The organism is Pseudomonas faucium, from assembly GCF_021602585.1.
Classification (GTDB): Bacteria; Pseudomonadota; Gammaproteobacteria; order Pseudomonadales; family Pseudomonadaceae; genus Aquipseudomonas; species Aquipseudomonas faucium.
This window is the reverse complement of sequence record NZ_BQIP01000001.1, coordinates 234235-258938: the sequence shown is the minus strand read 5'-3', so window position 1 is coordinate 258938 and position 24704 is coordinate 234235. Positions and strand designations below refer to the sequence as shown.

Annotated in this window: 23 protein-coding genes, 2 pseudogenes and 1 riboswitch; of the genes and pseudogenes, 11 read left to right on the top strand and 14 right to left on the bottom strand. The window is 65.9% G+C overall.

The window, feature by feature from the left end:
* Window positions 1–109: 109 nt before the first annotated feature.
* The 4 genes from L6D75_RS01225 to L6D75_RS01210 form a co-directional block, all read right to left on the bottom strand.
* Window positions 110–328 (bottom strand): con-10 family general stress protein, encoded by a 219-nt coding sequence (locus L6D75_RS01225; protein ID WP_176511133.1) that lies wholly within the window; start codon window positions 326–328, stop codon window positions 110–112.
* A gap of 151 nt (window positions 329–479) precedes the next feature.
* Window positions 480–1757, bottom strand: a complete 1278-nt coding sequence (locus tag L6D75_RS01220) for an NTP/NDP exchange transporter (protein ID WP_176511132.1) — start codon at window positions 1755–1757, stop codon at window positions 480–482.
* Between the two features lie 3 nt (window positions 1758–1760).
* A complete protein-coding gene (locus L6D75_RS01215; protein WP_176511131.1) occupies window positions 1761–2669 on the bottom strand; it encodes an aldo/keto reductase in 909 nt (302 codons plus the stop codon).
* 89 nt (window positions 2670–2758) lie between these two features.
* Window positions 2759–3640 (bottom strand): Dyp-type peroxidase, encoded by an 882-nt coding sequence (locus tag L6D75_RS01210; protein ID WP_176511130.1) that lies wholly within the window; start codon window positions 3638–3640, stop codon window positions 2759–2761.
* A gap of 153 nt (window positions 3641–3793) precedes the next feature.
* On the opposite strand from L6D75_RS01210, the gene L6D75_RS01205 reads away from it, so the two are divergent.
* From L6D75_RS01205 to L6D75_RS01195, 3 genes are all read left to right on the top strand, one after another.
* Window positions 3794–4480, top strand: a complete 687-nt coding sequence (locus L6D75_RS01205; RefSeq protein ID WP_176511129.1) for a hypothetical protein — start codon at window positions 3794–3796, stop codon at window positions 4478–4480.
* The gene (locus L6D75_RS01200; protein ID WP_176511128.1) at window positions 4473–5129 is read left to right on the top strand and encodes an RES family NAD+ phosphorylase; all 657 of its coding nucleotides are present in this window, start codon (window positions 4473–4475) and stop codon (window positions 5127–5129) included. Before L6D75_RS01205 ends, L6D75_RS01200 begins: the two co-directional genes overlap by 8 nt.
* 112 nt (window positions 5130–5241) lie before the next feature.
* A complete protein-coding gene (locus tag L6D75_RS01195; RefSeq protein WP_176511127.1) occupies window positions 5242–6135 on the top strand; it encodes a bile acid:sodium symporter family protein in 894 nt (297 codons plus the stop codon).
* A 3-nt stretch (window positions 6136–6138) separates the two neighbouring features.
* Here the strand turns inward: L6D75_RS01195 and L6D75_RS01190 are convergent, their stop codons facing one another.
* Complete coding sequence (locus L6D75_RS01190; protein ID WP_176511285.1) at window positions 6139–6606, bottom strand: sterol desaturase family protein; 468 nt, start codon at window positions 6604–6606, stop codon at window positions 6139–6141.
* Window positions 6607–7015: 409 nt separating this feature from the next.
* Between L6D75_RS01190 and L6D75_RS01185 the strand changes: the two genes are divergently transcribed.
* Both L6D75_RS01185 and L6D75_RS01180 read left to right on the top strand, forming a co-directional pair.
* Complete coding sequence (locus L6D75_RS01185) at window positions 7016–7729, top strand: MgtC/SapB family protein (protein ID WP_176511126.1); 714 nt, start codon at window positions 7016–7018, stop codon at window positions 7727–7729.
* A 10-nt stretch (window positions 7730–7739) separates the two neighbouring features.
* On the top strand, window positions 7740–8246 hold the full coding sequence (locus L6D75_RS01180) for a GNAT family N-acetyltransferase (protein WP_176511125.1): 507 nt from the start codon (window positions 7740–7742) through the stop codon (window positions 8244–8246).
* Window positions 8247–8255: 9 nt separating this feature from the next.
* Here the strand turns inward: L6D75_RS01180 and xth are convergent, their stop codons facing one another.
* From xth to L6D75_RS01165, 3 genes are all read right to left on the bottom strand, one after another.
* Complete coding sequence (gene xth, locus L6D75_RS01175; RefSeq protein ID WP_176511124.1) at window positions 8256–9050, bottom strand: exodeoxyribonuclease III; 795 nt, start codon at window positions 9048–9050, stop codon at window positions 8256–8258.
* Window positions 9047–9289 (bottom strand): hypothetical protein, encoded by a 243-nt coding sequence (locus L6D75_RS01170; protein ID WP_176511123.1) that lies wholly within the window; start codon window positions 9287–9289, stop codon window positions 9047–9049. The genes xth and L6D75_RS01170 overlap by 4 nt, the downstream gene beginning before the upstream one ends.
* 74 nt (window positions 9290–9363) lie before the next feature.
* Window positions 9364–10365, bottom strand: coding sequence for a DNA-binding protein (locus L6D75_RS01165; protein ID WP_176511122.1), 1002 nt, complete (start codon window positions 10363–10365; stop codon window positions 9364–9366).
* 224 nt (window positions 10366–10589) lie between these two features.
* Between L6D75_RS01165 and L6D75_RS01160 the strand changes: the two genes are divergently transcribed.
* Window positions 10590–11708: an FUSC family protein gene (locus L6D75_RS01160; protein ID WP_176511121.1), complete on the top strand. Its 1119-nt coding sequence runs from the start codon at window positions 10590–10592 to the stop codon at window positions 11706–11708.
* Between the two features lie 4 nt (window positions 11709–11712).
* Here L6D75_RS01160 and L6D75_RS01155 read toward each other — a convergent pair whose 3' ends face one another.
* From L6D75_RS01155 to L6D75_RS01140, 4 genes and pseudogenes are all read right to left on the bottom strand, one after another.
* Window positions 11713–11871: a YadA C-terminal domain-containing protein gene (locus L6D75_RS01155; RefSeq protein WP_276574722.1), complete on the bottom strand. Its 159-nt coding sequence runs from the start codon at window positions 11869–11871 to the stop codon at window positions 11713–11715.
* Between the two features lie 65 nt (window positions 11872–11936).
* Window positions 11937–12176: pseudogene (locus L6D75_RS27285) on the bottom strand (response regulator); the annotation flags it as partial.
* A 61-nt stretch (window positions 12177–12237) separates the two neighbouring features.
* A complete protein-coding gene (tenA, locus tag L6D75_RS01145; RefSeq protein WP_176511119.1) occupies window positions 12238–12894 on the bottom strand; it encodes a thiaminase II in 657 nt (218 codons plus the stop codon).
* Window positions 12895–12896: 2 nt separating this feature from the next.
* On the bottom strand, window positions 12897–13544 hold the full coding sequence (locus L6D75_RS01140) for a TenA family protein (protein WP_176511118.1): 648 nt from the start codon (window positions 13542–13544) through the stop codon (window positions 12897–12899).
* A gap of 79 nt (window positions 13545–13623) precedes the next feature.
* Window positions 13624–13733, bottom strand: a riboswitch (TPP riboswitch).
* A 285-nt stretch (window positions 13734–14018) separates the two neighbouring features.
* Between L6D75_RS01140 and L6D75_RS01135 the strand changes: the two genes are divergently transcribed.
* From L6D75_RS01135 to L6D75_RS01115, 5 genes are all read left to right on the top strand, one after another.
* The gene (locus L6D75_RS01135; RefSeq protein WP_176511117.1) at window positions 14019–17411 is read left to right on the top strand and encodes an Ig-like domain-containing protein; all 3393 of its coding nucleotides are present in this window, start codon (window positions 14019–14021) and stop codon (window positions 17409–17411) included.
* A 126-nt stretch (window positions 17412–17537) separates the two neighbouring features.
* Window positions 17538–18533, top strand: a complete 996-nt coding sequence (locus tag L6D75_RS01130; protein WP_176511116.1) for an SCO family protein — start codon at window positions 17538–17540, stop codon at window positions 18531–18533.
* Between the two features lie 81 nt (window positions 18534–18614).
* A complete protein-coding gene (locus L6D75_RS01125) occupies window positions 18615–20942 on the top strand; it encodes a putative bifunctional diguanylate cyclase/phosphodiesterase (protein WP_176511115.1) in 2328 nt (775 codons plus the stop codon).
* Window positions 20930–21802, top strand: coding sequence for a phosphate/phosphite/phosphonate ABC transporter substrate-binding protein (locus tag L6D75_RS01120; RefSeq protein ID WP_176511114.1), 873 nt, complete (start codon window positions 20930–20932; stop codon window positions 21800–21802). The genes L6D75_RS01125 and L6D75_RS01120 overlap by 13 nt, the downstream gene beginning before the upstream one ends.
* Window positions 21803–21924: 122 nt before the next feature.
* Entirely contained in the window at window positions 21925–22905 is a 981-nt protein-coding gene (locus L6D75_RS01115) for a site-specific integrase (RefSeq protein WP_176511113.1), read from the top strand.
* On the opposite strand, the gene L6D75_RS01110 is transcribed toward L6D75_RS01115, so the two are convergent.
* Window positions 22895–24004, bottom strand: coding sequence for an SMP-30/gluconolactonase/LRE family protein (locus L6D75_RS01110; RefSeq protein ID WP_371871919.1), 1110 nt, complete (start codon window positions 24002–24004; stop codon window positions 22895–22897). The two genes, L6D75_RS01115 and L6D75_RS01110, sit on opposite strands and share 11 nt — an antisense overlap.
* A gap of 9 nt (window positions 24005–24013) precedes the next feature.
* Window positions 24014–24619: pseudogene (locus L6D75_RS01105) on the bottom strand (SDR family NAD(P)-dependent oxidoreductase); the annotation flags it as partial.
* Window positions 24620–24704: the final 85 nt, after the last annotated feature.

The window sequence follows — 24704 nt, the reverse complement described above, 5'->3', positions numbered from 1 at the left end:
AATGGCTAGCGAGGGCGCTGCCATTGTCGATGAACCCTGCCCGATTGCAAGCCTTGCACCGCGCCAGGCATTGCAGCGCCGGGTCGCCCCGGCACTGCGCTGGCCTCAATTACGAGCGGCCGCCCTTGTGGCCTGACTCGCGGTCCTTGTGCATGTCGGCATCCTTGCGGCCCGACTCGCGGTCCTGAGCCATGCCGCCGCCGGAGGATTGTCCGCCTTTGCGGCCGGCGTCGGATGCTTTCTGCCGGTCATTGGCGAAGTTGCCTGGGTTCTTGGTGCCACCCTGGCCGCCCTGGCTGCCGGTACGGCTGTTCTCTTTGTTAGCCATGGTCTGAAACCTCATGTGACTTCGAAAGTGCACGGCAAGATGCCGTACATAGGTTCGGAGTTCGGCGATAGCGAGGGATTCGTTTTATTGCCAAGCGTTCGGACCGGTGGCGTTAAATAAACGGCCTGGGTGTATTTGGTGCGCCGGGTTGTCAGCCGCCCTTGTCCAGCTGCCGCTGGCGCCTGCCCAGCCAGCCGCCGGTCACGCCCCAGGCCACGGCGAGCAGCGCACCGATCAGCATCGCCAACTGCGGGTGCTCGGCGAGCACGTCCAGGCCGCGCTTGAGCCAGCCACTCAAGGCGTCGCCGCCGCGGTACACCACGGTATCGATGAAGTTCTTGGCCTTGTACTTGTGCTCGGGCGGCAGCACGGTGAAGAGCATTTCCCGGCCGGGCCGCACCAGCGCGTATTCGCCCGCTCGCCTGGCCACCATGACCACTACGAAGGCTGCGAACACCGGCGCCAGCGCCAACCACAAAAAGCCTGCCGCCATCGCCAGCGGCACCGCCACCAGCAGCACGCCGACGCCCATGCGCCGGGCCAGGCGCCCGGTGATGAACACCTGGGTGAGGATCGCCAGGGCCTGTACCACGCTGTCGATCAGGCCGAACACCTGGGTCTGGCGGGTGCGGTCGGGGAAGGTCTGGCTGACGATGCGCGCCTGCTCGAAGTACAGGAAGGTGCTGACGCTGGCCAGCAGCACCACGAACAAGGCGATGCCCAGCAGGTACTTGGAGCGAAACACCGCCGTTGCCCCGGCAAAAGGGTTGCCACCCAGTGGCCGCGAAGCAGGCTGTGCGTTGTGGGCCGGCAGTGGCTGGCGGTCGCGCCAGCGCTGCAAATAGCCGGCGGCCGCCATGCTGCCCAACAGCAACACCCCGGCGAGCATCACCAGCCCGGCATGGCCCAGCGGCGCGACCAGCAAGGCCCCGAGTATCGGGCCGCTCAGGCCGCCGAGGCTCGCCCCTGCCGCCAGCAGGCCGAACAGGCGTTTGCCCTGCGCGTTGCTGAACAGGTCGGTGAGCACGCTCCAGGCCAGCGAAATGGTCAGCAGGTTGAACACCGACAGCCAGATATAGAAGGCCCGCGCCTGCCACACGTCATCCGGGCTGCGGGCAAACAGCGCGGCGAACAGCAGCAGGTTGCTGACGAAAAACCCGTAGGTCCAGGGCAGGATATGCCGGCGCTGCACCTTCGAGGCCAGCCAGCCGAACAGCGGCAGGCATGCCAGGGTGGCAATGAAGGTGCCGGTGAACAGCCACTGCAGGTTGTCCACGCCCCCGGCCACGCCCATGGTTTCGCGCACCGGGCGCAGCATGAAGTAGCCGGTGAACAGCAGGTAGAACAGCGCCAGGCCCGCGACCACGGCCGGGCCTTCGCCGGGCTGGATGTTCAGCCCCTGGTCCAGCCGCTCGCGCCAACTGGCCATGGCTCAGGCAAATTGCTGGATCAGCGCCTGTTGCTGCGCCTGGGTGAGCAAGGGTGGGTGCCCGGCCTTGAGCTGGTCGAGCTGGCGTTCGGGGCGGCCGGTGGCGGGAATCACCGTGGTCACCGCCGGGTGGCTGATGGCGAACTTGAGAAACAGCTGTGCCCAGCTGCCGATACCGGCCTCTGCGGCCCAGGCCGGCAACGCCTGGTCCTTGACCTTGGCGAACAGCCGGCCATCGTCGAACGCCCGGTTGATCAGCACCGCGACGCCCTTTTCCTGGCACAGCGGCAGCAATTCGCGCGCCGCGTGCGGGGCGTTGACCGAGTAGTTGATCTGGATGAAATCCAGCGGCTCGCGGCGCACGATGCTGGCGACTTCGTCGTGGGCACTGTTCAGGTAATGGGTGATGCCCACGTAGCGGGTCTTGCCCTGCTGCTTGAGTTCGCGGGCGTAGGGCAGTTGCGTCTGCCAGTCGCGCAGGTTGTGGATCTGCAGCAGGTCGACCTTGTCGGTGCGCAGGCTCTCGAGGCTGCCGGCCCACTGGCGCTCGGCGTCGGCACGGCTGTCGGCGGCGATTTTGGTGGCGATGAAGCATTGCCGGTGCCATCCGCCCTCCTCCAGCAACTGGCCAAGCACGGCGTCGGCGCCGCCATAGTTCGGCGAGGTGTCGATGACTTTGCCGCCGCCATCGAAAAACGCCTTGAGCACCACCTTGAGCTGCTGGTATTCGGGCGAGCCCGGCGCTACCTCGAAACTGCCGGAGGTGCCGGCGCCGATCACCGGCAAGGCCTCGCCGCTGGACGGGACCTTGCGGCTGAGCAACTCGGGGGATGTGGCGGCGTGCAACCAGGGGCTGGCGGCCAGCACGCCCAAGGCCGCACCGGCTCGTAGGACATCGCGACGACCGTACATGGCAAAGCTCCCGTCATGAGTCGGAAACTTCCAAGGCTAGCCGCTCCGGCCTACCCGGGCCGGTGTTTCTGTATCGGGATGTTTTTGGCTCAGCCCTGCAGCAGCAGGCTCAGGTCCAGGCCGGCCTCGGCCATGGGCGGGCACCAGTAGTAGCCGCCGGTCAGCGGGCGGCTGAAGCGGTACAGGCCATCGATGATGCCGTCTTCCAGGCCGCTCATGCGCCGCAGCTGCACCTCGAAGGCTTCCAGGCTGTGGCCCAGGGCGACGAACGCCAGGCCCGCACCACGGCTGTCGGCCCAGGCCACCGAGCGGCGCACCATGAACGCCTCGGGCTCGAAGCTTTCCTGGGCGGTGCGTTTGACGTGGGCCGATTCGGGGGCGTCATCGAGCTCTTCGTTGTCGCTCAGGCGCCGGCCGATGATGTTGTCCTGGTCGGCCTGGGGCAGCGACTTGAAGTACTCAAGGTCGTGCTTCCACAGCTGGAAGGCGGCGAAGCTGGAGCCCGCCAGGCCCGGCTGCGCGTCAGTGAGGATGGCGGCCTCGACGGCATCGGCGTCGACCGGGTTTTCGGTGCCGTCCTCGTAGCCGGTCAGGTCGTGGCCGCCGCGGTGCAGGAAGCCGTCAACGCTGTCGGCCAGGCGCAGGGCCGGGGCCAGCGCTTGTTCCAGGGCCTGGGCCTGCAGCAGCAGGTCGCCGCGCTCCTCGCCACGCAACCACAGCCACAGAGCGTGCTGGGTGCTCGGGTTCTCCACCGCGGCATCCAGCTGCGGGAATGCGCGCAGGCCCGGCACCTCGCGGCCCAGCGCCTTCACCAACGGTGCACCGATGCCGACGATCAGGCGCTGGCCATCCACGTGCGGCAGCAGTGCATCCAGCGCCGCAGGCAGCGCTTCTGGCGCCTGCAAGGTGAAGAACAGGTGGCGGGCGTGGGGCGGCACGGGGGTGGCAAGCAGACCTTGCTGGAACGGCATGACAGGCTAATCCTTTCGCTAAAAGCGCGAATGCTACTGCGCAAGCACCACTACCGCAACGCGGCCAATGCCGCAGGCTTGCGGCACGCCAGGCTTGCGGATAGCATGGTTAGCATCGAAATGTGGTAACCATGATTGCCACAAGGAGGAACCATGACCCAAGCAGCAGACGTCTTCAGCATCGGCCACCCCGCTGTCGGGAATGTGCGCGAGTTATTGGCGCGCCTGGAGAAAGCCAAAGGCAGGGCTCACGCCAAGACCGGCATCGTCATCGAAGTGAATGCCGACAGCGCCAAGCAACTGGATGTCTACGTCAGCGCCCTGGAAATGCTCGGGCAATACTTTTCCGAGCGCGTGGCAGGAGCGCCCGAGGAGGCCGTCAGGCTGATCGTGCAAGCCTTGGTTCCGGCCAAACCGGTCACTTCGACCCAGCTCAAGCAGGCTCAGATGCTGGCCAAAGCCAAGACCGCCGTGCTGCATAGCGGCGATTGGGTGACCGCCGGCGAAATCGCCAGCCTGGCCAACTTCAGTGCAGCCAACCCCAGCGCGCAACCGAGCAAGTGGAAGCGTGACAAGCGCCTGTTCGCCATCCGCCATGAAGGCGTCGACTACTTCCCGCTGTATGGGCTCGATGAAACGGCCAGCTACCGGCCATTGCCGGTGCTCAAGGAATTGATTGCGGTGCTGGCCCCCATGAAAGATGGCTGGGAAATGGCGTACTGGTTCATGTCGGTGAACGGCTGGCTTGGCGCCAAGCGCCCGCAAGACATGCTGCGCAGCGCGCCAGAACAGGTCCTGGCAGCAGCCAGGGAAGAGGTTGCCGGTATCACCCATGGCTAAACCACCCAGGCTACCGATAGCCGGCCAGGCGCTGAACCTTTCGTTCACCACCCTCCCGGCCGGCACCCTGCTCCATCGCATACACAGCAACCGCTACGGCCCTGCGCAATACAACCTCAGCGGCATGGGAAATGCCCGTTTCAGCCCGATCAGGGACGCCACTGGCCAGGTCATCCCTACGCTGTATGCAGGCACGACATTTCACTGTGCGGCCATGGAAACCCTCTTCCATGACATACCCTACGCACCCGGCTTCAAGGCCGTGCAACAGCGTCGATACGCCGGCAACCTGCATTCGCAGGTTGTGCCGGGCCGTGATCTGCAGCTGGTCGACTTGTCCAGCAAGGCCCTGCGGTTACTGGGCGTGCCTCGTTCACAGCTGATCGATACCGAGGCCGAACGCTACCCCTACACACGCCAATGGGCCGAAGCGATCCATGCATTCGCCCCGCAAGCGCATGGGTTGCGCTGGGTATCTCGGCAGGATGACGAGGCGCTGGCCATCGTGTTGTTCGGCGACCGATTGGCAGACGCTGACCTGCAATCGCTTGCGCCTAGCCGAGACGTGTTGAATGACCCTGCGGCCTTCGCCGATTTGCTTGACCTCGCCGAACGCATAGGGGTGTTGCTGCTGCCTGACGCGGACTAGCATGACGCGCCAGCATTCAGTAATAAAAAGTTACTAAGTACTGGCGCTTTGCAATTAGTTAACACAAAAGGCCCACCTAGACTCTGCGCATCCTTTATCCGAGAGCCTGCCCATGACCGCCTCGCCGCTGCTCACCGCCTTCCTGCCGCTGGCCCTGGGCATCATCATGCTGGGGCTGGGCCTGTCGCTGACCTTGGCCGACTTCGCCCGGGTGGTGAAGTACCCCAAGCCGGTGGTGGTCGGGCTGGTGTGCCAGATCCTGCTGCTGCCGTTGCTGTGCTTCCTGATCGCCAACGGCTTTGGCCTGGAAGCGGCCCTGGCGGTCGGCCTGATGCTGCTGGCCGCCTCGCCCGGCGGCACCACCGCCAACCTGTTCAGCCACCTGGCCCATGGCGATGTGGCGCTGAACATCACCCTGACGGCGGTGAATTCGCTGATCGCGATCCTCACCATGCCGCTGCTGGTTAACCTCTCGCTCAGCTGGTTCATGGCCTCGGATCAGGCCATCCCGCTGCAGTTCGCCAAGGTCATGCAGGTGTTCGCCATCGTGCTGCTGCCGGTGGCGCTGGGCATGCTGATCCGCCACCTGACGCCGGCCTTCGCCGCGCGCATGGAGAAACCGATGAAGCTGGTGGCGGCGCTGTTTCTGGCGTTCACCATCATCCTGGCACTGGCCAAGGACTGGCAGACTGTGGTCGAGTACGCGCCCGTGGTGGGCCTGGCGGCGCTGCTGTTCAACCTGGTGAGCCTGGCCGTGGGCTACTGGGTGCCGCGCTTGCTGAGCATCCCCAAGCGCCAGGCAATTGCCATCGGCATGGAAATCGGCATCCACAACGGCACCTTGGCGATCGCCCTGGCCTTGAGCCCGTCACTGCTGAACAACGCCACCATGGCGGTGCCGGCGGCGCTGTACAGCCTGATCATGTTCTTCACCGCCGGCGCGTTCGGCTGGTGGGTGAGCCGTGGCCACGCGGGTGTGCAGGCGCAGGGTGAAACCGCGAACTGAGGCTCAGCCGCGATCGCGCCGGGCCTGCAACTGGCGCTTGAGCACCTTGAGCGGCGGCGCGTAGAAAAAGCCGAACGACACACTGCCGGTGCGCCCCTTCACCGCATGGTGCAGCTGGTGGGCGCTGTGCAGGCGCTTGAGGTAGCGGTTCAGCGGCCGTGGCTGGCGCGGCCAGTGGCGGTGGAAGAAACCGTCGTGTGCCAGCACGTACAACAGGCCATAACCCGCAACGCCAGCGCCAACCCACTGCAGCGGCGCATGCCCGGCCTTGCCCAGCGCCACCAGCGCGGCGGCGATCAGGCCCAGGGCCACCAGGTACAGGTCGTTGGTCTCGAGCATGCCCAGCTGCGGCTCGTGGTGCGAGCGGTGCAGCCACCAGCCCCAGCCATGCATGATGTACTTGTGTGCCAGCGTGCCGACACCTTCCATGGCCACCAGGGTGCCGATCAGCACGAGGAAATTGAACAGCATGTAACGGTCCGGGGTGATGGCGAAGAGTGGCGCAAGGGTACCGATTGCCGGGGCTTTTTTCCATGCAGGCGTGACCGGTTGCAGGGCGCTTGCCGATGAAGCCATTGTCATCTTTTTACCCTTGACCCCTGCGGCCGCGGGGCGTATGGTCCGCGTCGCAATTTTGCATCCCTGAACAGGAGCCCTGCTTTGGACAGTAGCCCCAGTCGCTTGCGACAGGCCCACTCGGCGAGCTAGTCCGGCAGCGTTCTGCCACTGTCTCGCCTTCGGCCAGACGGTGGAATTCACCCCCAGCCCCTTGCAGCTGCATTCCCCCTCTTCCCTTCGTGGTCCTGCGCATTTCTGGTTTTTTGAACCGCGCCCTTGCTGTGGCGTTCGAGCGGGCATTTGCCCGCGCAAGAGGTTTGCTATGGATTGGAAAGTCTTTTTGCTGCGTGTCAGCATCGCCCTGCTGCTTGGTGCCCTGATCGGCGCCGAACGCCAACTGCGCCAGCGCCTCACGGGCCTGCGCACCAACGCGCTGGTCAGCACCGGCGCCTGCCTGTTCGTGCTGATGACCCAGGCCGTGCCGGGCATGGCCCCCACCGATGCCTCACGGGTGGCCGCCTATGTGGTATCGGGTATCGGCTTTCTCGGCGGCGGCGTGATCATGCGCGACGGCTTCAACGTGCGCGGCCTGAACACCGCCGCCACCCTCTGGTGCACCGCCGCGGTCGGCGTGCTGTGCAGCCTGGGCCTGCTGCTGGAGGCGAGCTTGGGTAGCCTGGTGGTGCTGTGCGCGAATATCCTGTTGCGCGATATCGCCCAGCGCCTGGATCGCCAGGAGGTCTTGCCTGCCAGCGAGGTGGAACAGCGCTTCGAGGTGCGCATCGTCTGCCGCGCCGAAGACGAGATCCAGGTGCGCAGCCTGATGCTGCACAGCCTGGGCGACCCGGACTTGCGCCTGCAGTCGCTGCTCAGCGAAGACCTGCCCAACCCGGCGCGCCTGGAAGTGCGCGCCGAGTTGCTGGGCAACCCGCAGGCGCCGGCGCTGCTGGAGCGCCTGGTGAGCCGGGTGAGCCTGGAGAAAGGCGTGAGTTCGGTGCGCTGGCAGTTGCAGCCGCTGGAAATGACCCCGGATTAAGGAAGCCGCAATGCATGTACGCCCTGCCCGCCACGACGAAATTGCCCAACTGATGGCCATCGAGCGCTCTGCCGCGCACGCCTTCGCCCAACGCCCGGAACTGGCCTGGCTGGCCGACGCCGAGGTGCTGGGCGAGGATGCCCACCAGAGGTTCATCGACAGCGGCTGCAGCTGGGTGGCGCAAGCTGCCCTGGGCCAGGCGCTGGGCTTTCTCTGCGCCAGCCAGCAGGGCCAGGCGCTGCATGTCGAAGAACTGTCCGTGCGCCTGCAGGCCCAGGGCCAAGGCATCGGCCGGCGTCTGCTGGATGAGGCGGTGGCGGCTGCCCGGCACCGAGGGCTGCGGGAACTGACCCTGACCACCTTCGCCGATGTGCCCTGGAATGCGCCTTTCTATAGCCGTTACGGCTTTGAAGTGATTGCCCACGACCAGCTTGGCGCCACCTTGCGCGCGCGCCTGGCCGACGAGCGCGCGCATGGCCTTAAGGGCCGCTGCGCAATGCGCCTGGTGCTGGGCTGAGCACCAGCTTCAGCGCTGCTTGCGCGTGCCCAGCTCGATCCACACCGGTGCATGGTCGCTGGCCTTGGCTTCATTGCGCACCCAGGCGTCCACCCCGGCAGCCTTGAGGTACGGCGCCAGTTGCGGATTGAGCAGCAGGTGGTCGATGCGCAGCCCGGCGTTGCGCGCCCAGTGGTTGCGAAAGTAATCCCAGAACGTATAGACACGCTCGTCCGGGTGCAGGTGGCGGATGGCGTCGACCCAGCCCTGCTCGAGCAATGCCTGGAACGCCTGGCGCGACTCGGGTTGCAGCAGCGCGTCCTTGAGCCAGGAGCGCGGGTTGTAGATGTCGAAATCGGTAGGCACCACATTGAAGTCACCGGCCAGCAGCGTCGGGTGCCCGTTGCCGTAGAGCGCGCGAGCATGGGCGATCAGGCATTCGAACCAGCGCAGCTTGTAGTCGAACTTGGGGCCGGGTTGCGGGTTGCCGTTGGGCAAATAGAGGCAGCCGACCAGTACGCCATGGGCGGCGGCTTCCAGGTAGCGGCTCTGGCTGTCTTCCTCGAGGCCCGGCAAGCCCCGGCGCACTTCCAGCGGCTGGGTGTCGCGCGCCAGGATGGCGACCCCGTTCCACGAGGGTTGGCCATGGTGCAGGCAACCATAGCCTGCGGCTTCGATCGCCTCGCGGGGGAATTGCGCGTCCGCCGCCTTGAGCTCCTGCAGGCAGGCGATGTCGGGCTTTTCCTTTTCAAGCCATGCCAACAACGCCGGTAGCCGGCTGCGGATGCCATTGATGTTGAAGGTGGCGATGCGCAGGGCTTTCATGCGTCGGGGTCGTCCACGTGGGCTTGCACGGCTTCCTCCAGCGCATGCCCATGGGCCTGGTCGGCCAGGGCCTTGAGCGCCAGCCAGTCGTCCCAGTCGATGGCGCCGTCGTCGCGCAAGGCTTCGGCGGTGCGCACCAGGTCGTGGTGGTAGGCATCCGGGGATTCACGCCGGTAACTGGCGTCATCGTACTGGGCATACCACGCCTCCAGCTCGGGGATGCTACGTTCGATGCTCATGGCCTTGCTCCTTCGGCAACCTTTGAAGGTGTGAGCGTTGCCGCGGCGCATCGTTCAACGGCAACGCCCAGCGTTCACTGCCCCTTGCCGGCCGCTTTGCCTTCGGCCAACTGGGCACGGCAGGCCTTGAGCGACTCATCGCGCTTGAGCAGCTCGTCCTGCAGGTATTGCAGCTGGCGCCCCTGTTCTGAACTCAGGCCACGCTGGTGCTCCAGGCTCTGCTCCTGGGTCTGCAACTGGCGGCGCATTTCTTCGCTGGCGCCCTGGGCCTGGGCCAGGATCGTGCGCAAGCCCTGGATCTGCGCATCGCGCTGCTCCAGCAACTGCTCCTGCACCTCGCGCTCGCTGCTGGCCTGGCGGTGTTCGCCAAGCAGGCGCTCGTTGTCGCGGTGCAGGCGCGTGAGTTCGTCCTGCTTGACGATCATGCCCTGCTGCAACTGGCGCAATTCGACCTGAAGCTGCTGCACCTGGGTTTCGTGGCGGCGTTGATCCTGCTCGCGCTGTTCGCGGCTGGCGCTGCGGTAGTGCTCCAGGGCATCGCGGGCGTGGCGGTGTTTTTCCTCCAGCGAGCGCACTTGCTCATCCTTGTCGGCCAGACGCACCTGCAACTCGCCCAGCGCCTGGTTGAGGCTGGCGCTGCGCAGTTGCTCGGCCTGCAGCGTGCTGTGGGTGGCGGCCAGGCGCTCCGATTCGGCAGCCAGGGCCTGGGCCTGGATCTGCTGTTGCTGGTTGGCCGCCGCCAACGCCTGCTGCGCCAGTTGCAGCTGCGCATCGAGCTGTTCGCGCTGCTGCTCGAACGCCGCCTCTGCCTGCTCGATGCGAGCGTCGCCCTCCTCCTGCAACTGCGCTGCCAGTTGCGCCACCAGCTTGGTCAACGGCTCGCTGAGCGCGTCTACGCCCTGCAGCGCAGCGGGCTTGAGCACCTCCAGCTCCTTGAGATAGCGGTGGATGGTGGTTTTCGAGCCTGTATTACCCAATTGGATACGCACCGCATCGATGCTTGGGTGTTCGCCGCGGGCGATCAGCACTTGCCGCGCCTGCTGCACTACCGCCTTGTTGATACCGCCCCGGGCCATGCCTTGCTCCTACGATTTCGTACCATGATACGTATTATGTAATTACAGGTGTATTTTGATCGTTTCCGAAGCGCCGATCAATGTATTTCTCACATTGAATAATCACGGCTTATCGCATGTTAATGGCTTAAGCGCTCGAAAGCCGGGCTGGAATGCAGCGACTCGGTACGACACCGCCTGCTAAGGTCATCCCTGCACGCTTGAGGATTGGCAGGATCAAACGCATGCTCGACCGGCCTTCACCCTGGCGCAGCCTGGTCCACTTCTGGCAAGGCATTCGCGCCGAGTTCGTCACCCCCGAACGCCTCCCCCAGCGCCTGCTGGACGAGATGGAGACGTTGATCTCGGTACTGCTGGCCATTGCCATGGCCCACTACCTGAACGTGGAGAACGTCGGCTGGGCGGCGTTCAGCGGCTACATGGTGATGCGCTCGAGCCTGCACGACAGCGTCTATCGCGGTGGCTTGAGAATCATCGGCACGGCCGCAGGCGCCATGGCGGCGGTGCTGGTGGTCACCCATGCCGGCCTGCCCGGCCACTGGCTGGGGCTGGTAATCGGCCTGGTCGGCGCTGGCACGCTGCTGTGCGCGATCCGTCAGGCGCATGGCTATGCCTGGCTGTTCACCGGGCTGACGTTCGCCATGGTCACCCTCTCGGCGTTCAACAGTGGCAACGCCGATGCGGTGCAGCACTTCGCCAGGACGCGTATCGAGGAAGTCGCCTGCGGCACGGTGGCCTGCTGGTTCGTCGCCTTGCTTTCAGGGCAGACCGTCCGGCGTGCATGGTCCGGCAAGCTGGCTGGCGTGAGCCCGGAGCCGGCCAAGGTCAGCGGCGGCATCGACCGCTACACCCTGCGCCATGTCGCCCAGGCTGGAGTGGCCTTGGCGCTGCTGCCGCTGCTGGGGCGCTGGCTTGGGGTCGATGGCCTGAGCCAGGCCGCGATCACCATCATGGCGGTGATGATGGTGCCACCTGCGGCCCTGCTGCCCGGCAGCCGCGTCGTCGCCACCCGCAACATCCACCGGCTGGTCGGCTGCGCGGCAGGCGCTGCTTGCGCAGGCCTGGCGCTGTGGCTGATCGGGACCAACTGGTTGGCGATGACCTTGATGATGTGCATCGGCGTGATGCTGGGCAGGCATATCGAAAACAGCAACCGCCCGTTTGCCTATGCAGGCACCCAGTTTTCCCTGGTGTACCTGGTGGTGATGGTGCCCGACGCTTACCTGCATGCCAGCCCGGAGCCCGGGCTGGTGCGCCTGGAAGGCATCATCGTGGGGTTCGTGCTGATTGCGCTGATGCGCCTGGCCAATGCATTCATTCGCCAGGACGCACCTGCGCGCTGACACCTCACCACTGGTAGCCGATGCCGACCGCCACGCCGGTGTCACCTTGGCTGGTGGTGCTGCCCTGCAGCTTGGTCACCCACTTGCCGCTGTCGGAGATCTTCGACACGCCGATCGCCACTGCACTCTGCCCGCGGTAGTTGCCAGCCCCGGCGGCCGCCATGCTCGCGCCCGGCGCGTGAGGCTGTGGCAGTGTGGCCATGGCCATGGCGCCGGGTTCTGCTGGCTGTAGACCAGCACCTTGTGGCTGGCATCGCGGGCGCGCAGGCGGCGCAGCAAATCCAGGCCGCCTGGCCCGGGCAAGGCGAGTTCCAGGATCACCAGGTGCGGGTTGCACTGGCGTGCCAGGGTCAGTGCCGTGGGCACGTCGGCCGCTTCCTGCACATCCCCATGCCCCATGTCCGCCAACAGGCTGCGCAACGCGCTGCGCACGATCGGCATGGCGTCGGCAATGAGCACTGTGGCCATCAGGTTTCTCCCTGGCTTGTCCATCGAGTGCTCAAAGCATAGGTGCAGCCCAGGCATTACATCAGCTGTGGTCCAGGCCCATCTGCCAGAAGTCCGCTTCCAGGCGCGATGCCTGGCCGAAAATCGCGGCCAGGTCGACGAAGCGCTGCTCGGTCATGCTCCGCGCTGCCAGCTCATCGAGGTGCTTGCGGGCTGCAGCGGCCACGCCCTGGTATGCCTCGCCGGCATACTCGCCAATCCATTCGCGGTAGGGGTGGTTGCCCAGGTCGCCGATCTGCTCGGTCAGGGCCTGGCCGATTTCTGCGTAGCCGATCACGCAGGGCGCCAGCGCCACGTGCAGTTCGAGCAGATCGCCCGCGGCGCCGCAGTCCAGCACGTAGCGGGTATAGGCGACGGTGGCCTGGTGCTCCGGCGCCGCTTGGATATCGGCCTGGGTCAGCCCCCAGCGGGCGCACAGGCGCAGGTGCAGTTCGGTTTCATCGAGGATGGCCGCAAGGCCGGCCTGGGCGGCGCGGATATCGGCGGGCAGGCGGCTTTTGTAGGCGGCCAGCGCCCAGGCCCGGGCGAACTGGATGAGGAACAGGTAATCCTGCACCAGGTAAGTACGGAACGCCGCTTCCGGCAAGGTGCCCTCGCCCATCTGGCGGACGAAATCGTGGTCGACGTAGCTGGCCCATTGCGGCGCGGCGGCCGCTTTCAGGCGTGCAAAGATATCCATGGTCAAGCGTGCTCCTCGTAGATGGCGTCGAAGAAGGCCAGTTCCAGCGCCACGCTGCGCGCGTAGAAATCGCGGCTCAGTTCAGCTTCCTGTGGGCCCACCCGGTCCAGTTCCGCTTGCAGGAAGGCGACGAAATCGGCAAACGCCGGGTTGTCGTGCAGGGTGATCCATTCGGCGTGGACGAAATTGGCCGGCAGCGGCTTGGGCGCCTTGAGTGCCCAGTCCAGGTACAGCCCTTCGGCGACGTTGAGCACAGCCAGAGCGGCGGCGTAGGAACGGGTGGCGGCCGCTTCGCGCATGATCGCCTTGAAGCCTGCGGTGGGCACAGTGTCTTGCGGCTCGGTGCGTTGCGCCGGGCTCACGTCCAGGGCCTCGAAGGCGCGCAGGAAGTAGGTGTTCTCGTCGCTGCAGATCATGCCGGCGAAGCGGCCCAGGCGCAGGCGTGCGTCGAAGGTGTCGGCCGTGGCGATGGCGGCGCCGAGCAGGGTCACGAAGCTGTCGATGAAGCGGTGGTCCTGGACCAGGTAGCGGACCATGATCGGGTCGGCCACGCTGCCGTCGCAAAGCTCGGTGACGAAGCGGTGGCCAACGGCGGCCGACCAGGTTGGCTGGTTCTGGCGACGCAGGGTTTCGCTGAAGCGTTCGGTCAAGATGCTGTCCTCCATGGGGGTGACAGCGAGACCGTTCGGGTTGGGCATGAAGCGGCCTCGCAGTGAGGCCGGCAAAAAGGCAGGTCGGCAGTCCCATCCCTTCGCCGGCATGATCCGGATCAGGTTCGAAGGGTCACCGCGCTTGTCAGCGGTTTCTCAGCCCTCTGCCGGGCTCCCCTTGGTGGCCAGCAGATATACAGCAGGTTGGCCAGCGCGCCAAGCATCATTTCCCTCTGCCCCTGTTTCAAAAATGGCTAAGGGCCCACCGAAACTGGGCCTCGCCCACCCCATTTGCGGGGGCCAATCCCCAATCGTTGACACCCCATTGTTTGGTGCGCCTGAGGTTTTGCCTGGTTTTTTATGACAAAGCATTACCGACATCGCAATTGGCACAGCCGTTGCTCAAGCCCTTGAAAAGGGGCAATACGCCATTGATGGCGCTTAGCCATTACGTTGCGAATGAGGCATCCGGCAATGAAAAGACATGCCACCTTCCACAGCACGCACCACGCCTTCAAATCGACTGCAGCCGCGGCACTGGTGATCAGCCTGGGCCTGGGTTGCGCCCGGGCCTCTTCGCTGGACGACGTGAGCGAGCCCGCGCCTACGGACCCTTCGCACTACGACGACCAACCCACCGCCCCCAACCCGGCCCTGCTCAAGCTCTTCACCCTGCCCGAGGCCAACGAGGGTTCGCTGGAACTCCAGAACGGCGCCTACGGCGACCGCGCCAGCAACCGTGTCGACAACGTGCTGCCACCCGCGCTGCAAACCTCCCGCAACTATCCCACCAACGGCAAGCCCAGCCCGCTGTTTGGCGCCCAGCCGTTCACCCAGCTACTGCTGCTGTTCGAAGAGTTCGGCCCGGAACGCCTCGACCCCGCCCTGCCGCCACCGAGTTTGACGTTCCCGGTGCCGACCCTGGGCGCGGCGCCCGCCCAGGACCCGGATGTAATCGCCCGCAGCAGCCCGAACGGTAACGCCTTGGAAGCCTTCCTCAAGCAACCGGGCCTGTACCCTTTCCCGAGCCAATACGCCAACGTGCTCGACCGCAACCCGTGGAAGGCGCAGATCGAGTTGTTTCTCAACCGTAACTCGGTGGGCTCGCCGGCCGAAGGCCGGCCACCCGGAAAAGGCTGGTCGCACCAACGCTGGAACGAGTTCTACCCCCAGGCGGCGTTCAAGACCGCTCAGGCCGGTGCCCGCATCAACCAGGGGCTGCGTGATCGCAAGCAGCTGCACAACTATGCCGTGGGCGAGTTCGGGCCGGGCGGGCTGTATTACCAAACCTCCGATATCCCCACCACAATCGGCACCACCAAGGGCATCGACCCACGCTTTCACCCCAACTTTCCGCAGCAGAACCACAAGTCGCTGTGGACCTTCGACGGCACCTTCCCACCCAAGCTGCTGATGGTGCGCTATGGCCAGCCGGTCCTCATGCGCCACTACAACGCGCTGCCGATCGACCCGGCGGCCAACGCAGGTTTCGGCCTGCACACCCTCTCCACCCACGAGCACAACGGCCATTCCCCGGCCGAGAGCGATGGGTTTGCCAACGCCTACTTCTTCCCCGGCCAGTATTACGACTACCGCTGGCCGGTGCAGCTGGCGGGCTACGACACCATCAACAGCCGCGCCCAGGACCCCCGCGCGGCCTTCCCTTGCGCGCCCGGCGAAACCCTGTATGTCAATGATGCCGCGCCCGGCATCAAGACGTGCGAAAACGGCAGCATCAAGATTCGTGGCGACTGGCGCGAAACCATGAGCACCCACTGGTTCCACGACCACATGCTGGATTTCACCGCACAGAACGTCTACAAGGGCAACGCGGCGATGATGAACTACTACAGTGCCCTGGACCGTGGCAACGAAGCCCTGCAGGACGGCGTCAACCTGCGCTTTCCCAGCGGCGCCGGCATGCCCTGGGGCAACCGCGACTACGACGTCAACCTGGTGGTGGCCGACAAGGCCTGGGATCAGAACGGCCAGCTGTGGTTCAACCCGTTCAACACCGATGGCTTTCTCGGCGACCAGATCCTGGTCAACTGGCAGTACCAGCCCAAACTCAAGGTGCGCGCGCGCAGCTACCGCTTTCGCATCCTCAACGGCTCGGTGTCGCGCTACTTCAAGTTTGCCGTGGTGCGTGAAATCGCCGGCAACAGTGGCGAATTCAAGGGGCCGCCTGGCGCCAACCTGTCCTATGCGCGGGTGCCGTTCCACCTGATCGCCAACGACGGCAACATCATGGAACACGCCATCCCGTTCGACGGCAGCATGGACCTCAACGGCGACGGCAACCTGCAGGACAACAACGCCATCCTGCCCCTGCAAGGCATCGCCGAGCGCTACGACATCATCATCAACTTCGCCAAGCACGGCATCCAACCGGGCGACAAGCTGTACTTCGTCAACCTGATGGAACACGACACCGGCAAAGGCCCGAAGCAGGTGATTTCGCTGGCCGATGTGCTCTCCGAGAAGTACAAGGCGGTGATCAAGCAGACCAGCAACGGGCCTGAATGGGACAAGGGCGACCCGGTGGTCGGCAAGTTCATGCAGTTGTGGGTACAGCCCTACAGCGGCCAGGACCTGGCCATGGACCCCAGTGCCTACGAGCCGGCCAAGCCGGGCAAGGCCGAGGGCCTGAAGATGATCCCGCTGACCATCGACCGCAACGCTGCTGCCGACAAGGACAGGCTCAAGGCCGCCCGCCACCGCGAGTTCATCTTCGGCCGCTCCGACGGCACCGACAGCGCGCCCTGGACCATCAAGACCGACGGCGGTTTTGGCTACAGCATGGACCCCCGGCGCATCACAGCCGCGGCGAAGCTCTCGAGCGAAGCCACCGATGGCGGCTTCAGCGGCGACGGCACCCTGGAAGTGTGGAAGATCAAGAACGGCGGCAATGGCTGGAGCCATCCGGTGCACGTGCACTTCGAGGAAGGGGTGATACTCAGCCGCGACGGCAAGGCGCCGCCGGAGTGGGAAAAATGGGCACGCAAGGACGTCTACCGCATCGGCCCGGACGCCGACTCATCCCAGGACGTGGAAATGGCCATCCGCTTTCGCGAGTTCGCCGGCACCTACATGGAGCACTGCCACAACACCCAGCATGAGGACTCCTCGATGCTGCTGCGCTGGGACATCGAGCACCCTGGCCAGTTCCAGGTGATGCCGACCCCGCTACCCGGTTGGGATGGCGTGCAATACATGGCCTCGGTGGGCCTGCCGACCTTCCGTAGCGCCGGCAGCAACAGCGGTGGCGACGATGCCAGCAACCAGCCGCCGGTGGCGGTGAACGACACGGCCGCGACCACGGCGGGCAAGCCGATCGTGCTGAATGTGCTGGCCAACGACAGCGACCCCGAGCGCAACCTGCCCTTGACCGTCAGTGGCCTCAGCCAGCCGGACTCCGGGCAAGGCTCGGTCAGCTCCGACGCCACCCTGGTGACCTATACCCCACCGGCCACGGTCGCCACGCCGTTCACCGCCAGCTTCAACTACTCGGCGCGCGACGCCAAGGGCGCCGAGTCGCGGGTACCGGCCACGGTGAACATCGCGGTTGGCCCGGCAGTGGCGAAGGATGATGTGCAGGTCAGCAGTGCCACGGTGCAGGTGCGTAGCAACAGCCGTTACACCTGGGACCTTTCCGGTACCACCTCGGTGGCCACCGGCAACAGCATCAGTGTCACGGCCAACACCAGCAGCGGGCCGTTGGCGCTGGGTACGGCGACCCTCACTGCAGCCACCAGCGGCGCACGCTGGCGGCTGTCGGCGACGACCAACGGCAATGCACCGGCTGCGACAGTGACCGTGAAGTCGGCGCTGGGCCAGAGCGTGACCGTACCCATCAGCGTGAAGTGACGGCGGGCCGCTTAGCGGCCCATCGCCGGCAAGCCGGCTCCCACAAGTAGCTGTGGGAGCTGGCTTGCCAGCGATAAGGCCCCCACAAACCCTGAAGACCCTGAAGACCCTGAAGAGGACTGCATCATGACCGGCGCATGGCGTGTTCTGCTCGCACTCTCCCTGTTTGCGGCCAGCACGCACTACTGGCCGCTGCAACCGGCCCTTTCCGCCCAGCCGCAGATCCCGCCCCAAGCCGCCACGCCCTGGGGCGGCAACTACTTCCCCAACACCCCGCTGGTGACCCAGGACGGCCAGCAGGTGCGTTTCTACGACGACCTGATAAAAGACAAGGTGGTGGCCATCAACTTCATCTTCACCGGTTGCGCCGATTCCTGCCCGGTGGAAACCGCGCGCCTGCGCCAGGTGCAGAAGATTCTCGGCGACCGCGTGGGCAAGGACATTTTCTTCTACTCGATCAGCATCGACCCTTACAACGACACACCGGCCACCCTCAAGCGTTATGCCGAGAAGTTCGCCATCGGCCCCGGCTGGACCCTGCTCACGGGCAAGCCCGAAGACATCGAACAGCTGCGCCGGCGCCTGGGCCTGTACATAGACGGCCTGGAAAACGGCCGCTCGAAAGACCACAACCTGAGCCTGATCATCGGCAACCAGGCCACCGGCCGCTGGATGAAGGCCTCACCCTTCGAAAGCCCGTACATCCTCGCCGACCGGCTGGGCAACAGCCTGCACAACTGGAAGCAGGCCAGCGCCACCCCCAACGACTACGCCGATGCCCCGCAAATCCGCCCACCCAGCAGCGGCGAACAGATTTTTCGCACCCGCTGCTCGTCCTGCCATACGGTGGGCAACAGCGAGCCCGGGCAACCCGTCCTTGGCCCCGACCTGCTGGGGGTGACGGCGCAACGTGAGCCCGGCTGGCTGGCGCGCTGGCTGAAGGAGCCAGACCGGATGCTGGCCGAAAAAGACCCGCTGGCAACGTTGCTCTATGAGCAGTACAAGCGCCTGGCCATGCCCAACATGCGCCTGGGCGACGCCGAGGTCAGCGCCCTGCTCAGCTACCTGCAGGAAGAAACCGCCCGGCTCCAGGCGCCGCTGGCAGACCGGGGAAAACCCTAGAGGCAAATCGCCACCAGTCATGAGCCTGTCATCTGCCTGTCGTATTTTTTCGGCCACTACCCAGGGTCGGGAATACCAGCAGTGATACGCCGTTCGCTCTCCTCTACTGGCCTTTTGCGCCTGTTGATCCTGATGCTGTGTGCCGCCACCCTGACCTTCCTCTGGGGGCTGTACTTCAGCCAGAAGGCGGCCGCGCGCCAGGATGCGCTGTCGGCCAAGGCCGCCGAGCACCTGAACCTGGCCAGCGTGGTTGCCGAGAACCTGCGCCAGCTGGTCGACCGCGCCCAGGCCGTGGGCCGCGTGACCCAGGAGGACATGAAGGTACTGCGCCAGGACAACCTGAGCCTGGCCCGCCTGCTCGCCGAAGACCCGGTGTTCAAGCGCATGAGCCTGTACGACCGCCAGGGCCGGCTGCTCTCGGCCAGCCACGGCGACGAGGCCACGCAGCTGCCGGCCGACTGGCTGCGGCAACTGAGCCTGCACGTTGCCCACTACGGCTTCAAACCCTTGCTGCCGCGCATCGCCGCCGACAACACCCCCGCCCCGCTGCCGAACTGGCGCCTGCCGTTCCTGCTGCCGCTGACCAACCTGCCGGGCCGCGAGGTCGACCACATCCTCGTGGTGCAGGTCGACATCGGCTACCTGGCGGTGCTGTTCCAACACATCGACCTGGGCAGCAGCGGGCTGATGCGCCTGCTGCAGGACGACGGCGAGGAGCGCCTGCGCATCGACAGCAGCGGCGTGGTGGTGGCCGACGACAGCTTCGAACCCGGCCTGCAGGGCAGCGACAACGCCTCCGGCCTGCTCACCCAGTACGCCGCCGGCAACGCCTACCAGAGCCTGTACCGGCGCGTTGCCGAGCGCGGTTTCAGCGTGGTCGTCAGCCAGCGCTACGACGAGATCCTCGGGCCGTCCGCGCTTGCCTACTCGCGCCAGTTCTGGCTGAACCTGAGCATGACCCTGATGATTCTCGCAAGCCTCGCCTGGACCTTGCGCCTGCTGCGCAAGCGCCAGGAGGCGTTCAGCGCCCTGGAGCATGCCCAGCAGGTCAACCAGCAACTGATCGGGCGCCTGGAGGACGAGCACCGGCGCAGCAGCCATGCCGCCGCCACCGACCACCTCAGTGGCCTGCACAACCGCCGCCAGTTCGTCGAAGTGGCAGGCCAGGCCCTGACCCGCCAGCGCGGCAAGCGCCAACTGATGGCGATCCTGTTCATCGACATGGACCGCTTCAAGTCGATCAACGACTCGCTCGGGCACAAGATCGGCGACCTGCTGCTGCAGGCCGTGGCCGGGCGCATCCAGCGTCTGCTCGAGCCCGGTGACGAGGCCTCGCGTTTCGGCGGCGACGAGTTCGTCGTGCTGCTGGCCGGCGAGCGCAGCGAAGAGCAGATAAACGCCTGGGTGCGCAGCCTGGTGCAAAAGCTCTCGGCCACTTATGCCCTCGACGGCCAGGAGGTCAACACCAGCCCCAGCGTCGGCGTCAGCATCTGCCCGCGCGATGGCCAGGAAATCGACAGCCTGATCCGCTTCGCCGATGCCGCCATGTATTCGGCCAAGCAGGCCGGGCGCGCCCAATACCGCTTCTTCGACCCGTCGCTGAATCTATCCGACATCCAGGCCTTTACCCTGGAGCAGGCGTTCGGCAGCGCCCTGGCCGGGCGCCAGTTCGTGCTCCACTACCAGCCGCAGATTCGCCTGGATACCCAGCGCGTGCTGGGCTACGAAGCGCTGGTGCGCTGGGACCACCCCGAGTTCGGCCTGCTCTACCCGGACCGTTTCATCGACCTGGCCGAGCGCAGCGGCTTCATCATCGAGCTGGGCTGGGAAGTGTTGCGCCTGGCCTGCGAAGAGTTGGCCCGCTGGGCCGCCCAGGGCCGCGACAGCCGCCTGGCGGTGAATGTGTCGGCGCTGCAGCTGCGCCAGGCGGATTTCAGCACGCGCCTGCTGGCCAAGCTGCAGTTGCACGGCATCGCCCCGCAGCGCCTGGAGCTGGAGATCACCGAAACCACCATCCTCGACCCGGAAGGCACCGCCGTCGATCACCTGCAGCGCCTGCGCGCGGCGGGCCTGGGCATCAGCCTGGACGATTTCGGCCGCGGCTATGCCGGCTTCGCCCACCTGCAGTCGCTGCCGTTGAGCAAGCTGAAGATCGACCGCTCGCTGATTGCGCCGCTGTCCAACAGCTACGACGACAGCCCGATCGTCTCCTCCACCATCATCCTGGCCAAGCGCCTGGGGCTGGAAGTGGTGGCCGAGGGCGTCGAGACCCGCGAGCAGGTGGTGTGCCTGAAGCTGGCCGGCTGCGACATCGCCCAGGGTTACCACTTCAGCCGGCCGCTGTCGCCGGCGCAGTTGCGCGACTACCCGCCCTTCAACGGCATCGAGGAAAAGTCATGCGTGTTGTGAAGGCCGTGGCCGGGCTGCTGCTGGCCAGCCTCCTGGCCGGCCCCGCGCTGGCCGACTGCACCCCGCGCAGCCTGCGCCTGGCGGTGATCCCGATCAAGGCCGCGCAGGACATGGTGCGCGAGCACCAACCGCTGCTGCGGCGCTTGAGCGAGGCGGCGGGGGTGCCGGTGGAGCTGGTGCTTGCCGCTTCTTATGAAAGCGTGGTCGATGCCATCGTTTCCGGCGGCGCCGACATCGCCCGGCTGGGCCCGGCCTCCTACGTCATGGCGCAGCGCCGAGCCCCCGGCATCGAGCCGTTCGCCACCTTTACCTTGAGCGCAGGCCCCTTCACGCCGGCGGGCAGCCACTACCAGGCGCTGCTGCTGACCCGCGCCGATGGGCCTGATGACGTGGAGCGCCTGCGCGGCAAGCGCGTGGCCTTGAGCGACCCGGCCAGCACCTCCGGCAGCCTGGTGCCGAACATGGAGTTCCCGCGGCAGGTGGGCGTGCCGCTGGCGCGATTCTTTGCTGCGCTGGTGTATGCCGGCAACCACGACAACGCGCTGCAGGCGCTGCTCGATGGCCGGGTGGATGCCGCCTTCGTGGCCAGTGAGCGGGCGGATGCATTCCTGGCACGGCAAGGGTTGGCAGGGACGGCGCTGAAGGTGCTATGGCGTTCGCAGCCGATCTATTACGACCCCTATGTGTTCAGCGCCGGCTTGTGCCCGGCGCTGAAGGCACGCATCCGCAAGGCGATGCTTGAAGAGCCCCAGGCATTGGCGGGGTTCGTCGCGTCCCAGGATGCCAGTGGCCTGGTGCCGGTGAGCAAGGCCGAATATGCGCCGCTGCAACAGATGATGGATGCCGCAGTGCCGCGTTGACAGGGTGATGCCTTATCGCCGGCAAGCCGGCTCCCACAGCGATCTCCAGTGCCCATGCGATCGGTGTGGGAGCCGGCTTGCCGGCGATAAGGCCCAGGACAGAAACGCCTGCAGGGTTTAAGGTGTCGCCACCACACACCGACACCAGCACCATGACCGACATCGAGCGCTACGTCCGCGCCGCCACCCGTGACAACACCCGGCGCAGCTACCAGGCCGCCATCGAGCATTTCGAGGCGCACTGGGGCGGCTTTCTGCCGGCCACCGCCGAGAGCATCGCCCGCTATTTGGCCGACCACGCCGAACAACACGCAGTCAGCACCTTGCGCCAACGCCTGGCGGCGATCAGCCAGTGGCACATCAGCCAAGGCTTCCCCGACCCGACCAAGGCTCCCTTGGTGCGCCAGGTCCTGCGGGGCATCCGCACCCTGCACCCAACCCCGCCCAAACAGGCCGCGCCACTGCTGTTGCAGCACCTGCAAAGCGCCGTGGCACGCTTCGAAGAAGAGGCGCGCCAGGCCCGCGAGCAGCACGACTTGCCCGCCCTGCGCCGCGCCCGGCGCGATGCGGCCTTGCTGCTGCTGGGCTTCTGGCGGGGTTTTCGGGGAGACGAACTGGCGCGCCTGCGCGTGGAGCACATCCAGGCCGAAGCGGGTGTCGGCATCACCCTGTTCCTGCCGCGCAGCAAGGGCGACCGCGAGGCGCTGGGCGTGCAGCACCGCACGCCGGCGCTCAAGGCTCTGTGCCCGGTCAGCGCCTACCTGCAGTGGATCGAAGTGGCCGGCATCGCCCACGGCCCGGTGTTTCGCAAGCTCGACCGCTGGGGCAACCTGGGTGACGCCGCGCTCAACAGCAACAGCCTGGTCGGCCTGCTGCGGCGCATGCTCGAACGCGCCGGGGTGCCGGCGGCGCTGTACACCGGCCATTCCCTGCGCCGCGGCTTTGCCACCTGGGCCACGGCCAACGGCTGGGAATTGAAGTCGCTGATGAGCTATGTGGGCTGGAAGGATGCCAAGTCGGCGCTGCGCTACATCGACTCGGCGCAACGCTTCGGCGAGCTGGCCGTGCTACCGGCCAGCCCCGCGCAACAGCTCATTCCTTGAAGGCAAAGCGCTCAATGCCGCCGATTTCCGGGCGAATGGCGTAGAGGTCGCCGGCATCCGGGTAGTGACGCAGCTCGGCCGGCGACATGCCGACGCGCGCGGTGGTGATGTACAGCGTGTCCAGGGCCGGGCCACCGAAGCAGCAGCTGGTCGGGCGCGGCACGGGCATCACCACCTGGTCGGTGAGGTGGCCGTTGCGGTCGTAACGCAGCAGGCAGCTGCCATTGAACTGGCACACCCACAAGCCCCCTTCACGGTCCAGCGCGATGCCATCAGGGCGGCCCAGTTCGGCCGGGGTCTCGGCGAACAGCGTGACCTGTTCCAGGCGGCCCTCTTCCAGGTACTCGGCGCGGTAGATCGAGCGGCTGACCGAATCGACGAAGAACACGGTCTTGCCATCCTCGGACCAGGTCAGGCCGTTGGGCAAGGCCAGGCCATCGTGGATCACCTCGTCGTGCAACTCGGCGTCGAAACGGAACAGCGCACCGGTCTTGCCGCTTGGCCCCTCGTCCATCAGGCCGGTGACGAAACGCCCCTGGGGGTCGCAGGCGCCATCGTTGAAGCGGTAGCTGGAGCGGTGATGCACCGAGGCCGAGTACTGGCGCACCTTGCCCGGCATCACATCGAGGATGGCGACGCTGGCGTCTTCGGTGAAGATCAGGTTGCCCTGGTCGGTCAGCGCCAGGGCGCCAATGCGCGCGGCAGACTCATACAGCACCTCGATTTCGCCTTCCGGCTGCAGGCGGTGGATGCGCCCGCCGGTGATGTCGACGAAATACAGGGCGCCGCTGCTGGCATCCCACACCGGGCTCTCGCCCAGGTCGGTGCGGGTGTTGGCGACCTTGTACGGCAGGTAATGGCATTCCTTGATGCTGCTCCAGCGCTCGGCCACCTCGGCCAGGCTCGAGGCTTCGACCCGCGCCAGGTCGCGCGGGTAGCTCACACCGCTGTTCTCGCTGAAACGGGTGGCGGTGAACTGGCCGTTGCTGGCACGCAGGATGTACCCGGTGTCGCGGCACAGTTCGCTGGCCAGGTACAGCACCCCCGGGGTGACCCACTCGGGCTTGAGCTCTTCAGGCGGCAGGGTCACGCCCCACATGCGGGTCTTGGCCACCGGCGAAATCGCGTTGACCAGGATGCCGTGGGCCAGGCCCTCCATGCTCAGGGCATTCATGATGCCCACCTGGGCCATCTTGCCCGCCGAATAGGCCACCAGCCCAGGCTGCGCGTAACGCTGGTACATGGCGCGGTCGGAGGTGGTGAGCACGATGCGCGGCGCCGCGGACGCCTTGAGGTGCTTCCAGGCATGCTTGGCCAGCCACACCGGGGCATGCACGCTGATGCCCAGGGCACGTTCGAGAAACGCCTGCTCCTGGGTTTCGATGCCCTGGTAGTCGACCCAGCCGGCGTTGTGGATGAGGATGTCCAGCGCGCCGAAGTGGCTGACGGCAAGCTCCACCAGTTGCTGGCACTCGTCTTCGTTTTCCAGGTGGCCGACGTGGGCGATCACTTCATGGCCCTTGGCCTGCAGGGTTTGCAGGGCCACGCTGACCGCCGCCGGATCCTGGCCTTCGCCGGAGCGATCGGTGCCTAGGTCACTGATGACCACCCGGGCACCGCGTGCGGCCAGGGCCGCCGCATAATCCAGGCCAAGGCCCTGGGCAGCACCGGTGACAATGGCAACTTTGTTCTTGAAAGGGTCTGTGCTTGGCATTGTGCTGCTCTTCCGATTCTCCTTTTTACGATAACAATAAAAAAATCAATGACTTAATATTAAAAGCATGCAACTTTGATATCTC